The sequence below is a fragment of the Anaerolentibacter hominis genome (genome assembly GCF_032380675.1).
Classification (GTDB): domain Bacteria; phylum Bacillota; class Clostridia; order Lachnospirales; family Lachnospiraceae; genus Anaerolentibacter; species Anaerolentibacter hominis.
Genome location: NZ_JAWDIX010000005.1, coordinates 1 through 13,200, shown reverse-complemented (window position 1 = coordinate 13,200; position 13,200 = coordinate 1). Strand labels below are relative to the sequence as shown.

Below are 13,200 nucleotides of genomic sequence, written 5' to 3'. Positions count from 1 at the left end.
AACGCACTAGTTGGACCGTTCTATTTCAAGTATCTTGTATTCCATAACGCCAGCCTGGGTTTCGACTTCGATGACATCTCCCACGCTCGCACCAATCAATTTGCTTCCTACCGGCGACTCATTGGAAATCTTGCCTTTCAGACTGTTCGCTTCCGTGGAACCAACAATTTTATACACCAGTTCTTCATCAAATTCCAGATCCAGAATACGCACTTTACAGCCAATATTTATCTTGGTCAGATCAACATCATCTTCCACGACAACTTCCGCGTTTCTTAGAATTTTGTCTATCTCTTCAATACGAGCTTCAATATCTCTCTGCTCGTCCTTCGCCGCATCGTACTCCGCGTTCTCGGATAAGTCGCCCTGCTCTCTGGCCTCTTTGATCTTAGCTGCAACTTCCTTCCTTTTATTGACTTTCAAGTCCTGAATCTCTTCTTCCAGCTGTTTCAGGCCCTCATATGTCAGTATATTCTTTTTCTCCGCCATCCTGTTTTCTACCTCCCGACAGTTTACATTCTAAGTATTATATCGTATGAACATTCTCTTGTCAACTTGCCTGTTTCCGGGCCAGTCTACCCTATGAGTATATCGTAGGTACACTGATTTTATGCGCCGTTTTGAATATAAAACGAACCGGAAAAATCTGTTTCAATTACAGCCTGTTATTTGTCCGGAAAACAGAACGGCCCGGAATAGAAAAACAAAGAGACCTGGCTTTCCAGATCCCTTTGCTTCTATATTATTAATTATGATTCTCGTTCTACGCCAGAATTAATCTTCTGCTCTTTTCACCAGAGCTTCGTATTTCTTCTTCGCATCTTCTGCTGCTCTGTCGAACAGTGCCTCTGCTCTTTCCGGATTGGAACGGCTCAGTCTGTTGTAACGAACTTCGCTGAGAATGAATTCCTTGTAATCCAGTGAAGGAGCCTTGGAATCCAGCTGGAATGGATTCTTGCCTTCCAGATCACGGCGAGGATCGAAACGGAACAGATGCCAGTAACCAGCCTGTACGGCACGTTTCTCTTCTGTCTGTGCATTCTTCATACCACCCTTGATACCATGATTGATACATGGTGCATAAGCGATAATCAGTGACGGACCCGGATAGCTTTCAGCTTCTACAAATGCTTTCACCATCTGGTTGTAGTCTGCACCCTGAGCAATCTGTGCTACATAGATATAACCATAGCTCATTGCGATAGCAGCAAGGTCTTTCTTCTTTACATCCTTACCAGCTGCTGCGAACTGAGCAATTGCGCCGGTAGGTGTTGCTTTGGAGGACTGACCGCCTGTATTGGAATAAACCTCGGTATCAAATACCAGGATATTTACGTCACGGCCGCTTGCCAGTACGTGATCAACGCCGCCGAAGCCGATATCATAAGCCCAGCCGTCACCGCCGAAGATCCACTGAGATTTCTTAGCTGCAAAATCTTTGCCTTTCAGAATCTCTGCTTTTTCTTCACAGTCACAATTGCATGCCGCTACTGCTTCCAGCATAGCCTTTGCAGGTGCTGCATTTGCTGCGCTGGAATCTTTTGTCTCCAGATATGCATCAATTGCTGCTTTCAGGTCTGCATTATCAGTCTTAGCTGCAAGAGATTCTGCCGCTGCGATCACATGATCTCTCAGGGTAGAAGCTGCCAGCTGCATACCATAGCCGTACTCTGCATTATCCTCGAATAAGGAGTTTGCCCAAGCCGGACCTTTGCCCTCTTTATTTACTGTATATGGTGATGCCGGTGAAGAACCGCCCCAGATTGAAGAACAACCTGTCGCATTGGCAATATAAGCTCTGTCGCCGAACAACTGTGTCATTAATTTAGCATAAGGTGTCTCACCGCAGCCTGCACAAGCTCCTGAGAACTCAAGCAGCGGCTGTTTAAACTGGCTTCCCTTAACAGTAGTCTCTTTGAATTTCTCAAGAACTGCGGTAGGAGTATCCAGAGTCACACCATAATCGAACATCTTCTGCTCTTCCAGCTGAGAATCGAACGGCTGCATAGCCAGTGCTTTCTCACCCTTCTTGCCAGGACATACGTTTACACAAGAACCGCAGCCGGTACAATCCAGAGCGGAAATGCTGATTGCAAATTTCATACCCGGCATGCCGGTCATGTCTAATACTTTATCGGTAGGAGCCTTTGCCGCCATCTCTTCTGTCATGGCTACCGGACGGATAACCGCGTGCGGGCAGACATAAGAACAGAAGTTACACTGGATACAGTTTTCCGGTTTCCAGTTTGGAACGTCGATTGCAACACCACGTTTCTCATAGGAAGAAGAACCGTTCGGCATTGTACCGTCTGCATAGTCAACCAGTGCGGATACAGGAAGATTATTACCATCCTGTGCATTGATAGCGTTCTGAACAGTATTTACATACTTAACCAGATCTTCTCTGTCACCGGATACGTTATTCTGCAGGCTTTCTGCATCTGCATTTGCCCAGGATTCCGGAACCTTAAACTCAACAACGCTCTCTGCACCGCGGTCGATTGCTTCGTGGTTCATTCTTACGATGTCGTCACCCTTCTTGGAGTAACTAGCTGTAGCAGCATCCTTCATATATTTGATTGCATCATCAGCCGGAATAATATTGGCCAGTTTGAAGAATGCAGACTGCAGGATTGTATTGATACGGCCGCCAAGTCCAACTTCTTTACCGATCTTGAATCCGTCGATGGTATAGAATTTGATCTTGTGGTCATAGATATATTTCTTAACCTGTCCAGGGAAATGCTCTTCGATCTCTTCCGGTGTCCAGCCTGTGTTAAGCAGGAAGGTTCCGCCGTCTTTCAGATCCTGAACCATGTTATATTTTCTGATATAAGCAGGCATATGACAGGCAACAAAGTCAGCCTTGTTGATCAGATAAGTAGCCTTAATCGGATCATGGCCGAAACGAAGGTGAGAAATTGTAACACCGCCGGATTTCTTGGAATCATAATCAAAATATGCCTGTGCATACATGTCAGTATGATCACCAATGATCTTGATGGAGTTCTTATTTGCACCTACAGTACCGTCTGCGCCCAGACCCCAGAATTTACAGCTGATTGTGCTGGCCGGAGTTGTATTCGGGTTCTCTGTTCTCGGAAGAGACAGATCCGTTACATCATCCACGATACCGATAGTAAATCCATCTTTATCTGTATTATTGTATACTGCAATGATATCTGCAGGAGTTGTATCCTTGGAACCAAGGCCATAACGTCCGCCCAGAATCTTAACACCGTCGAATTTGGTATTCTTCAGAGCAGTTACAACATCCAGGTACAGAGGCTCAGCAAGAGCGCCCGGCTCTTTTGTTCTGTCCAGAACATTGATAACCTTAACGGTATCCGGAATGGTATCGATCAGATGTTTTGCACTGAACGGTCTGTACAGTCTGACTTTAACCAGACCAACTTTCTGGCCGTTTGCATTCATATAATCGATGGTCTCTTCGATGGTATCACATGCAGAACCCATAGCAATAATAACTCTGTCTGCATCCGGAGCACCATAGTAGTTGAACAGCTTATAGTCTGTTCCGATCTTTGCATTTACTTTATCCATATATTTCTGGCAGAGATCCGGAACTGCATTATAATATTTATTAGAAGCTTCTCTTGCCTGGAAGAAGATATCCGGGTTCTGAGCAGTACCGCGGGTTACCGGATGCTCCGGATTCAGGGCACGTGCACGGAATGCTTCAACTGCGTCCATATCTACCATATCTTTTAAATCATCATAATCCCAGGTCTCGATCTTCTGGATCTCATGAGATGTTCTGAAACCGTCAAAGAAATGAAGGAAAGGTACACGGCCTTCAATTGCTGTCAGATGGGCAACAGCACCCAGGTCCATTACTTCCTGTACGCTGCCTGCACAAAGCATAGCAAAACCGGTCTGGCGGCATGCATATACGTCAGAATGATCGCCAAAGATTGAAAGAGCGTGGCTAGCTACCGCACGGGCACTTACATGGATAACACCCGGAAGTAATTCACCGGCAATTTTATACATGTTCGGGATCATTAATAACAAACCCTGAGAAGCGGTGTATGTAGTTGTCAGTGCACCTGCTTCCAGAGAACCGTGAACAGCACCTGCTGCACCACCCTCGGACTGCATCTCAGAAAGAGCTACTTCGTGACCGAAGATATTTTTTCTTCCCTGTGTGGCCCAGATGTCAGTATAATCTGCCATCGGTGATGAAGGTGTAATCGGATAGATGGCTGCAACATCGGTAAACGCATAGGAGACATGAGCCGCAGCGGTATTACCATCCATGGTTTTCATTTTTCTTGCCATTTTATATTCCTCCTTAAAGTATCTTTTATATAGGTTAATATATCTATTTTCTGTCTCACGCACTGGTGCAACATTATAAACGGCATACGAGCCGATCATACTAACCTGTACATACTATGGTTAAAATTTTAACACCTTTTTCAGTTTCTGTAAAGTTGTCCTACTAATTGTTTTCATTTAAGTACACAGAAAAAACTGGATTATTTTTAAAAATGGTATTGCAATCTTACTCCATCTGTGTTATTGTACTAAGTAGTTAATACATTAACACAATAGTACAATTCTCAATCAGAAAATGAGGTGATCATATGGCATGGAATTTATCCTCTGACAGGCCGATTTACATTCAGCTTGTAGAGCATATAGAAACTGATATTATTTCCGGGATTTACAAACCTGGAGACAAATTACCATCCGTCAGGGATCTGGCCGCGGAAGCCGCTGTCAATCCCAACACCATGCAGAAAGCACTGGCAGAACTGGAGTCCGGTGGCTTACTCTATGCACAGCGTACCAGCGGCCGGTATATTACCGATGATGCGGCCCTGGTCAATGAGCGAAAGAATACGCTGGCAAAGGAGCAGATTCGTTCTTTCTTATCTAAGATGCAGCAGCTTGGCCTGACGGCCAAAGAAGCGGCTGATCTGATCTTAGAAACAATAAAGGAGAGGGAAGTTTCATAAAGTGCCATGCGCCTATTATGAGCTTATCAAATTTATGCCGGCAGACATTCTGATATCGTGAATGTTCCCCTCTGAATGAATATTCAGTCCGGCAGAATGGAGGAAAAATGAGTACAATACTTGAATGCAGCGGCCTGAGAAAAAGCTACGGCAGTAAGAATGCATTGGCAGGCATCAATCTTACGCTGGAACGCGGCCGCATCGTCGGACTTCTGGGTCCGAACGGAAGTGGGAAGACAACATTAATTAAATTGATCAACGGTCTGTTGGTCCCATCGGAGGGCGAGTTGAAGATTGCGGGCAATGTACCCGGTATCGAAACCAAAAAAATCATCTCCTATCTCCCCGAGCGCACTTATTTAAACGATTGGATGAAAACAAAGGACATTATAAACTTCTTCTGTGATTTTTACGAAGATTTCGATAAAAATAAGGCATACGAGATGCTGAAACGTCTCCAGATTAATCCGGAGGACCCCTTAAAGACCATGTCCAAAGGAACTAAGGAAAAAGTACAGCTGATTCTGGTCATGAGCCGGAATGCAGAACTTTACTGTCTGGATGAACCGATCGGCGGTGTAGATCCCGCATCCAGGGACTTTATACTGAATACGATTATCAGCAATTACAGTGAGAATGCCACGGTGCTTATCTCTACCCATCTTATCTCTGATGTGGAAAAGGTACTGGATGAAGTAATTTTCCTGAAAAACGGTGAGATTTTCCTGACCGGATCTGTTGAAGATCTCCGGTCTGAGCATCAGTGTTCTATTGACGCTTTGTTTAGGGAGGTGTTCAGATGTTAGGTAAATTAATGAAATATGAATCCAAGGCTATGGGCCGTATTCTGCTGCCTCTTTACATCGGACTGCTGGTGATCAGCGGCATCAATCGTATTTTCCTGGAATTTTTAAGCGGAAGCACGGTAGGCAGTAGAATCAGTGCGATCACAACTGTCATTTATATCTTTATGATTATTGCGGTATCCATCGCGACCTTTATATTAATCATCATCCGTTTTTATAAAAACTTTCTCGGTGATGAAGGTTATCTGATGTTTACTCTGCCTGTAAAAACCAGTGCAAACCTCAATGCAAAGATGCTTGTTTCATCACTGTGGAGTATTTTAAGCGTTATCGTTGTAATCGTGTCGCTGGTTATCCTGCTTATGACATCCAATGGCTGGAATAATATAACGGATGGCATCTCCTTTTTGTCGTCCCAGTTCTGGCTTGAGTTTTCTACCAGCAATGGCATATTAATCATAATTGAATTTGTAATTTTCATGCTGACTGGCGTGGTATTCGGACCGCTTCTGATCTATGCATCTGCCGCAATCGGCCAGTTGATTATGAAAAATCATAAAGTCCTGGGTGGTTTTGTCGGTTATCTGATTATTTCCACCGCCGCACAGATTATTTCTCTGCTGTTCATGTTCCTGCCGTCCATGAATATTGACAATCTGTCCAACACAGCAGCCGTCCATCTGGTTCTGCTGATGGGAATTGTCATGGTGGCAATCATGAACGTAGTGCTCTACTTTATTACACATTTTGTTCTTTCCAGAAAATTAAATCTGGAATAAGGCAGCCGATACGATCTGCCAAGCGTATCTTCATATAGATAAAAAAAGTGCCGCATAAAGCGGCACTTTTTTTATTCTGCAAACGGATATAACTATCTTATGCTGTCTCCCGCCAATCTCCTCAGGCCCTGCTCATCCAATATTTTAATACTTCCTCGGGAGACCGTCACCAAGCCGTCATTTTGCAGATATTTTAAGATGCGGGTTATCACTTCTCTTGCACTTCCCAGATTTCTGGCAATTGCCTCATGGGTAATCTTTATCTCATCCTTCTGGCTTAAACTTTCTTCTTCCAGCAAAAATGCCGCTAGCCGGGCATCAATCCGCTTATAGAGGATCTGATCTAACAGCCACATCACGTCAGAGAAGCGGGCTGCCATTACCTCATTGGTATAATTAGCAACCTGTGCTGACTGCTTCATGAGGGTTTGGTATACATCAACCGGAATATGATAAAACTCCGTGTCCGTCTCCGCTTCCACCGATATGTCAAATTGTATACTTTTCATCATACAGGAGGCGGAAAACAGGCACAAATCACGTTCCAGCAGGCGGTACAGAGTGATCTCCCGGCCTTCCTCAGAAAGGATATACGCTCTCAGACGTCCGCGCAGAACGATCAGCAGGCCGACACAATCCTCTGTGCCGTTATGGACCAAAGTTCCCTCAGATACCCTTTGAATTGTTACAGTCTGCGCAAGTAAATCCTGCTGCTGTTTTGTCAGGCCGCTCCAAAACGGCAGAACTTCATTTAATTTCACCGGCTCTCCCCCCTTTTACTCTTTATTCATTCTGTCTATCATATATTCTAAATGATTCTAAGCACATGAAGCACCTGCTCCGATACAAAAACAGCGGCACAAGCACTGAGTGCTACAGTTAGCAGATCCTTCTCCTTCAGAGATAGAATAACCGCCATAGCAAGCCCGGCAAGAGCAGACCAGATGCTGGCTGTAGAGTAAAAGATGTCCGGAATTGTCATTGCCCCCAGCACTGCATAGGGTACATAAAAAAGGAAGGATCGGACAAATTGATTATTTAACTTGCGCCTCACAGCCACAAAAGGCACCATACGAAGCAGATATGTAACCCCGCCCATAACCAGGACATACAGAAGAAACGTTTTCATATCCATTTATTCTCCCTCCTTAACCGGGTACAGTAATGCACCTGCCGCGGCAGATACCAGGGTACAGATTATGATGGCAAAGCCTCCCGAAACCTTATTTAAGCCTGGCAGATACCGGAACATACAGCTTAATAAAACCGAGATAATCAACACCTTAAGAACCGCTCCATTGTGCCTTGCAGGAGGAATAATAATAGCCAAAAACATCCCGTAAATTGCAATACCCAACGCCGAAGTGATCACTGCAGGCAGAAAATCACCGGCTGCTGCTCCCAATAGCGTTCCCAGCGCCCAGCCGAAATAGGGACAGGTAATCAAACCGTACAAATACCATTTTCCCACCTCGCCCTTCTGGCTTGCCGCAACTGCGAAAACCTCGTCCGTATTTACAAACGAAATAAGAAAACGGTCCAGCACATGAACCGTTTTATCCACCTTCTGAGAGAGAGAAATGCTCATTAATGCATAGCGCATATTGATCACGAACTGAGTCAGCGCCATCTCCATCAGCCCGGCCTGTGCAGCGATAAGGTTCAGCCCGGCAAACTGCCCGGCAGAAGTAACGTTCGCCAATGATATAATCAGCGCCTGGACAGGCGTGAGGCCCTCCAGAACCGCCATCATACCAAAAGCAAATCCTACCGATACATATCCCAGTCCAATGGGAATTCCGCCCTTTAATCCGGCGGTAAAACTATTTTGCGTACTTGCCTTTTCCATTTCAAAAACTCCCCGCCATGTATCTTTCGTTCTTTATCCGACCGTGTACCCTTTGTACACCATGCTATCAGCGGTTATTATACCTGTTAACAAAATCCATGTCAATCAAGGCGGGGCGAATCCGCTGTTATTTGCTCACCACCTATTGAGGTGGGAGTCTTATCTACTTCCATGATAAACATCTCTGTCCAGTTCATTTTCCGTGCTGGCCACAATCACAGAACAGACACAGTCTCCCATTACATTCAATGTGGTCCGCATCATGTCCAAAATCCGGTCAAAACCGATGATCAACGCAATACCCTCCAGCGGAAGACCTGCCGACTCCAGCACCATAGCAAGCATGATCATCCCCACGCCCGGAGCACCGGCTGTTCCAATGGATGCCAGCACTGCAGTAAGTATCACGGAAACCAGCATAGATACCGTGGGCGGTATCCCATATAATTCCGCCACAAATACTGCAGCAACTCCCTGCATGATAGCAGTGCCATCCATGTTAATCGTTGCGCCTAACGGCAGGGTAAAAGAATAAACGCTTTTCCCCACACCGATATCCTCCATAGTCTCCATACTTAAGGGAAGAGCTGCATTGCTGGAAGAAGTAGAAAAGGTCACCCCTGCAACAGGAAGATAGGCCTTAAGAAAACGTCCGAATGGAAGTCGAGTAAACCCTTTGAACAGGGTTCCATATACCAGCACCGCATGCAGGACCATAGCCAGTGCCGTCACTCCAATCATTTTTATAACTCCCAGCAGAGATTCTCCGCCGGTCTGGAATACAGTCGTCGCAATCAGTGCACCGACACCAAAAGGAGCGGTTCTCATAATCATGTCAACAATTTTTAAGATACAATCATTTAAATCCACAAGAACGTGCGTGATCGTTCTTCCCTTTTCCCCGATCAGACTGGCTGCAAGTCCCAGGAAGATAGCGAAAACAATAATTTGGAGCAGATTGCCGCTTGCCATCGATTCAATGGGATTCTGAGGAATCATATTTAACAGGGTATCCACAAACGAAGCAGACTCAGGGACTGTATAGGAGCTGTGTTCCAGGCTGGCCAGATTAATACCGGCACCCGGACGGAACAGCAGTCCCAGCAGAATTGCGATCGTAACCGCTACCGCCGTTGTACCCAGATAAAACAACAATGTTTTTAAACTGATACGTTTTAGTTTTTTAAGCTCTGTCATGGATGCGATTGCACTGGCAAGCGATGCGAAAACCAATGGCACAACAACCATCTTAATCAGATTGATGAAACCGCTTCCCAGCAATTTCAATATCCCGCTGACAATAAAGTTATCCCGAAACCAGCCTTCCGGCAGTAATTTCAGCAAAAGGCCCAGTACAACCCCCGCAGCCAGCCCAATAAATATATATGTGGTAAGACCGATTTTTTTCTTTGTCGCCATCCCGTATTCCGCCTTTTCTTATTCTATTCTCCCTGCGGTGACAAATCTCTCTCCGCAGAAATACCGCAGTATTTTCAACTGCAGTGTACTATCATAAGTTTCTGCACAGTCGCTTCACAATATACCTGCAAATGCCATGTATACAAAAAGAAAACCCAATTTTTACATCAGGTTTTCTCTCTGATCCGTAGATTCCTTTTTCCATCAGTGCTAATAATCATTGAATCGCTTACGCCTTCGCCAGCAATTCCCCTAACTTCCTGCACCCCTCCTGAGCTTCTTCGTCCGGAGTATCTCTGGCTATCACGCCCTCATCACCGACCAGTACAGCACCAGCCTGTTTCATTCGCTCTTCCCACTGGCGCATCCACTCTCCGTCGCCCCATCCATAGGCGCCGAATAATCCGATCTTTTTTCCTGAGGCAAAGCCTTCTACCTCCATAACGAAAGGTTCCATCTCCATTTCCTCTAAAACCTCATCCCCCATAGCGGGACAGCCCAGAGCAAAGACTTCCTCGTCTTTTAAAGCATCCGCCGTTATATCAGACACTGCTATAATCTCCGGTTTTTTACCGCAGGCTTTTAATCCTTCTGCAATCAGGTCTGCCATCATTTGCGTATTTCCGGTACCAGTCCAATATATAATCTTTACAGTATTTTTATCCATTTCAGTACTCCTTTACCATAGTTGCTTCATGATTTTGTTTTCGGTATGCAGCGATTATTTCTGCTATCCCCATACCATTCAGAACGGCTTCCAAAACTTCTGATTTCGCCCTCTCATAGGCGTTAAAAGTCGACATCGCTCCCGGAAGATCATGATAAACCTTCCAGTATCCGGTATAGAGACAGTTTTCCCCCTCATGCCTCATAAATCCCAGTACATCCTGCAGGGGATAATTCAGCATCAGTCCCATCTCATGAGGAAAAACGCGATACCCGTCTTTATATTTGGAAAATCTATCTCTTAGTTCCTTAAGCAGAGCTGTCGGCTCTATAGAAAAGTATCCCATTCTCCTTAAAAACAAGCTGTTTTCCCGATCAGACAAATAGGTTTTCATGCGTATATCATCATATAAAAAGAGGTAAATTCTAAAATTGTCCTGAAACAGACAATATTTTGATATGTCTGTTCCATCCAGCGCATGTCCGGCAAATGCAGCAGATGCAGGGTCCAGGACAATCAGGTTTGAGGCCTTAATGCCGCTGAAAAGCGGCGCACATTGCCATGCCAGCCGTAACAATGCTATTGATTCCGCTCCTAAACTATTTACCGGCATCATTTCCTGTAATCACCATCCTTTGTATAGTTAGTTTTTTCTAACTTTCGTTTATACTACTATGAGCTGGAAGTCACATACCAATTAATTACTCTATTTCTTATTACATACCTTCTTACATTTAATTCTATTCTTCTTAAACAAAGTGGGCAAACTAAGCCTTATTTTCAGTGCTTCCGTCATATCTTCATGATTTAAATCAGTATATTTACTGTTCTTTAATATAACCGTACAGCCTTCTTTCCATTCATCATCATGCTCTACAGCTATCTTGTACCAGTTTTTCCTATCCATAACTCCAATCTCTTCCAGCACATGCGATATACAGTATCCATACTTAAAGAGGAAATACGTTTTTTACCACCAATATGTATTCCTCCCTTTATATCTGCTGTTAGTTTTGCCTAACTTTCGTCACAAAAAATAAGGAGCCGGAGCTCCTGTACAAATATTAACATATCATTCTATTTTGCTGATTTGTATACTCAAACCCACTTTTGCCGTCTAGTCTCTTTTTGCAATAAAAATTAAAAACCTCCCATATCACTACAGAAGGTTTTTAACAATTCGGAAACCTATGTCTACCCATTATTCCCGCCAGCATAACAAGATCATTTACATTACAATGCGGCAGTCCGGCTCTACTTTCCGGCAAACCTTTACGACTTCATTCATAATCTTGTCAAAATTATCATCTTCCGCATCAATCATTAATTTCTGGGACATAAAGCTTACCGTAGCCTCGTTCACCCCATCCAGTTTATTAATAGCAGCTTCCATTTTCGCAGCACAGTTAGCGCAGTCTAAATCTTCCAGTTTATATCTTTTTTTCATAATTTATTCTCTCCCTTCAATATTCCATACCCAGTCAGCTTGTTTCAAACATTTAATCATGTGTTTATATGTTTATTATATTCTATTCTATGAAAAAAGCAAGTAACTTTTTCTTATTGATAAAAATATTAATAAACCCGATCATAAATTTGAATAAAAAATAGAGCCTGCGATAAAACTTTAGCGAAGTTTTTCGAAGCTCGTTTAGTCAAAGTTTAGTCAGTTGGCTTTTTTCAGAATATTCAGACACACCTGAAACAGCAAAAAACCCGCTAAAATAGCGGGTTTCCGAAAGCGTGTGCAAGAGGATTCGAACCCCCGGCCTTCTGATCCGTAGTCAGACGCTCTATCCAGCTGAGCTATGCACACATATTTAGTTCTATGCCGGCGACCGGAATCGAACCGGTACGAGAGATTAGTCCCGCAGGATTTTAAGTCCTGTGCGTCTGCCAGTTCCGCCACGCCGGCATTTTGATGGATTGCTCCAAGTGGGACCTACAGGGCTCGAACCTGTGACCCTCTGCTTGTAAGGCAGATGCTCTCCCAGCTGAGCTAAGATCCCATGAAATCACATCAAAACGACCCAAGCGGGACTCGAACCCGCGACCTCCGCCGTGACAGGGCGGCGCTCTAACCAACTGAGCCATTGGGCCAAAACATAAGTTTTTCCCTTTGGGTAATGGACCTTCAGGGACTCGAACCCTAGACCGTCCGGTTATGAGCCGGATGCTCTAACCAACTGAGCTAAAGGTCCAAAAAACCGACATACAGACCCGAACTCTGTTAGTAACTTAACAGCTCTGTCAATGTCGACTGTACTGAATAATCAGCCTATTTTTTAATAATGCAGCCCGGATGACCAGTCTGCACTCTTAAGTGACTCCGACGGGAATCGAACCCGTGTTACCGCCGTGAAAGGGCGATGTCTTAACCGCTTGACCACGGAGCCGTTTCTCTCTTCTTCTTCTCTCAGGCCTCTCCCGCCTTACCTCCCCGAGTAGGGCTCGAACCTACAACCCTTCGGTTAACAGCCGAATGCTCTACCATTGAGCTATCGAGGATTATCTTTCCCTGAAAGCAGTTCCCCCTGCCTTCAAAACTGCACATGAATTCTTTCTTCCTAAACCTCTTTCCCTTTTGGTCAAGCCCTCGACCGATTAGTAACTCTCCGCTCCATATGTTGCCACACTTCCACTTGAGTCCTATCTACCTCATACTCTTTAAGGGGTCTTACTGACTTTTGTCAGG

The 13,200-nt window shown here is 44.6% G+C and carries 13 protein-coding genes, 7 tRNA genes and 1 rRNA gene; 3 read left to right on the top strand and 18 right to left on the bottom strand.

The annotated features are described in order from the left end of the window. Positions 1 to 6 precede the first annotated feature (6 nt). Together greA and nifJ are read right to left on the bottom strand one after the other, a co-directional pair. Complete coding sequence (gene greA / locus ABCW47_RS13465; protein ID WP_343210453.1) at positions 7 to 489, bottom strand: transcription elongation factor GreA; 483 nt, start codon at positions 487 to 489, stop codon at positions 7 to 9. A 285-nt stretch (positions 490 to 774) separates the two neighbouring features. Then, a complete protein-coding gene (nifJ, locus tag ABCW47_RS13460; protein WP_343210452.1) occupies positions 775 to 4,302 on the bottom strand; it encodes a pyruvate:ferredoxin (flavodoxin) oxidoreductase in 3,528 nt (1,175 codons plus the stop codon). A 308-nt stretch (positions 4,303 to 4,610) separates the two neighbouring features. Here nifJ and ABCW47_RS13455 point away from each other — a divergent pair, with 308 nt between their 5' ends. The 3 genes from ABCW47_RS13455 to ABCW47_RS13445 all read left to right on the top strand — a co-directional run bounded on the left by ABCW47_RS13455 (position 4,611) and on the right by ABCW47_RS13445 (position 6,570). Continuing rightward, a complete protein-coding gene (locus ABCW47_RS13455; protein ID WP_343210451.1) occupies positions 4,611 to 4,985 on the top strand; it encodes a GntR family transcriptional regulator in 375 nt (124 codons plus the stop codon). Positions 4,986 to 5,092: 107 nt separating this feature from the next. Beyond that, on the top strand, positions 5,093 to 5,791 hold the full coding sequence (locus tag ABCW47_RS13450) for an ABC transporter ATP-binding protein (RefSeq protein ID WP_343210450.1): 699 nt from the start codon (positions 5,093 to 5,095) through the stop codon (positions 5,789 to 5,791). After that, positions 5,785 to 6,570, top strand: coding sequence for a hypothetical protein (locus ABCW47_RS13445; RefSeq protein WP_343210449.1), 786 nt, complete (start codon positions 5,785 to 5,787; stop codon positions 6,568 to 6,570). The genes ABCW47_RS13450 and ABCW47_RS13445 overlap by 7 nt, the downstream gene beginning before the upstream one ends. A gap of 92 nt (positions 6,571 to 6,662) precedes the next feature. Here ABCW47_RS13445 and ABCW47_RS13440 read toward each other — a convergent pair whose 3' ends face one another. From ABCW47_RS13440 to ABCW47_RS13365, 16 genes are all read right to left on the bottom strand, one after another. Beyond that, positions 6,663 to 7,331 carry a Crp/Fnr family transcriptional regulator gene (locus ABCW47_RS13440; protein WP_343210448.1) on the bottom strand — a complete coding sequence of 223 codons (669 nt, stop codon included), beginning with the start codon at positions 7,329 to 7,331 and terminating at the stop codon, positions 6,663 to 6,665. Between the two features lie 47 nt (positions 7,332 to 7,378). Continuing rightward, positions 7,379 to 7,705, bottom strand: a complete 327-nt coding sequence (locus ABCW47_RS13435) for an AzlD domain-containing protein (RefSeq protein ID WP_343210447.1) — start codon at positions 7,703 to 7,705, stop codon at positions 7,379 to 7,381. Then, a complete protein-coding gene (locus ABCW47_RS13430) occupies positions 7,706 to 8,419 on the bottom strand; it encodes an AzlC family ABC transporter permease (RefSeq protein ID WP_343210446.1) in 714 nt (237 codons plus the stop codon). Between the two features lie 159 nt (positions 8,420 to 8,578). Further along, complete coding sequence (locus ABCW47_RS13425) at positions 8,579 to 9,838, bottom strand: dicarboxylate/amino acid:cation symporter (RefSeq protein ID WP_343210445.1); 1,260 nt, start codon at positions 9,836 to 9,838, stop codon at positions 8,579 to 8,581. A 229-nt stretch (positions 9,839 to 10,067) separates the two neighbouring features. Further along, positions 10,068 to 10,505 carry a flavodoxin gene (locus ABCW47_RS13420; protein ID WP_343210444.1) on the bottom strand — a complete coding sequence of 146 codons (438 nt, stop codon included), beginning with the start codon at positions 10,503 to 10,505 and terminating at the stop codon, positions 10,068 to 10,070. A 1-nt stretch (position 10,506) separates the two neighbouring features. Continuing rightward, the gene (locus ABCW47_RS13415) at positions 10,507 to 11,121 is read right to left on the bottom strand and encodes a DUF3793 family protein (RefSeq protein ID WP_343210443.1); all 615 of its coding nucleotides are present in this window, start codon (positions 11,119 to 11,121) and stop codon (positions 10,507 to 10,509) included. A gap of 90 nt (positions 11,122 to 11,211) precedes the next feature. Then, positions 11,212 to 11,412 (bottom strand): hypothetical protein, encoded by a 201-nt coding sequence (locus ABCW47_RS13410; protein ID WP_343210442.1) that lies wholly within the window; start codon positions 11,410 to 11,412, stop codon positions 11,212 to 11,214. 321 nt (positions 11,413 to 11,733) lie between these two features. Next, the gene (locus ABCW47_RS13405) at positions 11,734 to 11,952 is read right to left on the bottom strand and encodes a cation transporter (protein WP_343210441.1); all 219 of its coding nucleotides are present in this window, start codon (positions 11,950 to 11,952) and stop codon (positions 11,734 to 11,736) included. 295 nt (positions 11,953 to 12,247) lie between these two features. Beyond that, a tRNA-Arg gene (locus ABCW47_RS13400) sits at positions 12,248 to 12,321 on the bottom strand. Positions 12,322 to 12,334: 13 nt separating this feature from the next. Beyond that, positions 12,335 to 12,420: transfer RNA gene (locus tag ABCW47_RS13395), tRNA-Leu, on the bottom strand. A 21-nt stretch (positions 12,421 to 12,441) separates the two neighbouring features. Further along, a tRNA-Val gene (locus tag ABCW47_RS13390) sits at positions 12,442 to 12,514 on the bottom strand. Positions 12,515 to 12,531: 17 nt separating this feature from the next. Then, positions 12,532 to 12,605, bottom strand: a tRNA-Asp gene (locus ABCW47_RS13385). Positions 12,606 to 12,632: 27 nt separating this feature from the next. Continuing rightward, a tRNA-Ile gene (locus ABCW47_RS13380) sits at positions 12,633 to 12,706 on the bottom strand. A 123-nt stretch (positions 12,707 to 12,829) separates the two neighbouring features. Further along, positions 12,830 to 12,901 (bottom strand) — tRNA-Glu (locus tag ABCW47_RS13375). Positions 12,902 to 12,941: 40 nt separating this feature from the next. Further along, positions 12,942 to 13,013, bottom strand: a tRNA-Asn gene (locus ABCW47_RS13370). 76 nt (positions 13,014 to 13,089) lie between these two features. Then, positions 13,090 to 13,200, bottom strand: a 23S ribosomal RNA gene (locus ABCW47_RS13365); the annotation flags it as partial.

Coding starts and splice junctions, on each gene's coding strand:
- greA (WP_343210453.1), bottom strand. CDS start 489: ATGGCGGAGAAAAAGAATATACTGACATATGAGGGCCTGAAACAGCTG.
- nifJ (WP_343210452.1), bottom strand. CDS start 4,302: ATGGCAAGAAAAATGAAAACCATGGATGGTAATACCGCTGCGGCTCAT.
- ABCW47_RS13455 (WP_343210451.1), top strand. CDS start 4,611: ATGGCATGGAATTTATCCTCTGACAGGCCGATTTACATTCAGCTTGTA.
- ABCW47_RS13450 (WP_343210450.1), top strand. CDS start 5,093: ATGAGTACAATACTTGAATGCAGCGGCCTGAGAAAAAGCTACGGCAGT.
- ABCW47_RS13445 (WP_343210449.1), top strand. CDS start 5,785: ATGTTAGGTAAATTAATGAAATATGAATCCAAGGCTATGGGCCGTATT.
- ABCW47_RS13435 (WP_343210447.1), bottom strand. CDS start 7,705: ATGGATATGAAAACGTTTCTTCTGTATGTCCTGGTTATGGGCGGGGTT.
- ABCW47_RS13430 (WP_343210446.1), bottom strand. CDS start 8,419: ATGGAAAAGGCAAGTACGCAAAATAGTTTTACCGCCGGATTAAAGGGC.
- ABCW47_RS13425 (WP_343210445.1), bottom strand. CDS start 9,838: ATGGCGACAAAGAAAAAAATCGGTCTTACCACATATATATTTATTGGG.
- ABCW47_RS13420 (WP_343210444.1), bottom strand. CDS start 10,505: ATGGATAAAAATACTGTAAAGATTATATATTGGACTGGTACCGGAAAT.
- ABCW47_RS13415 (WP_343210443.1), bottom strand. CDS start 11,121: ATGATGCCGGTAAATAGTTTAGGAGCGGAATCAATAGCATTGTTACGG.
- ABCW47_RS13410 (WP_343210442.1), bottom strand. CDS start 11,412: ATGGATAGGAAAAACTGGTACAAGATAGCTGTAGAGCATGATGATGAA.
- ABCW47_RS13405 (WP_343210441.1), bottom strand. CDS start 11,952: ATGAAAAAAAGATATAAACTGGAAGATTTAGACTGCGCTAACTGTGCT.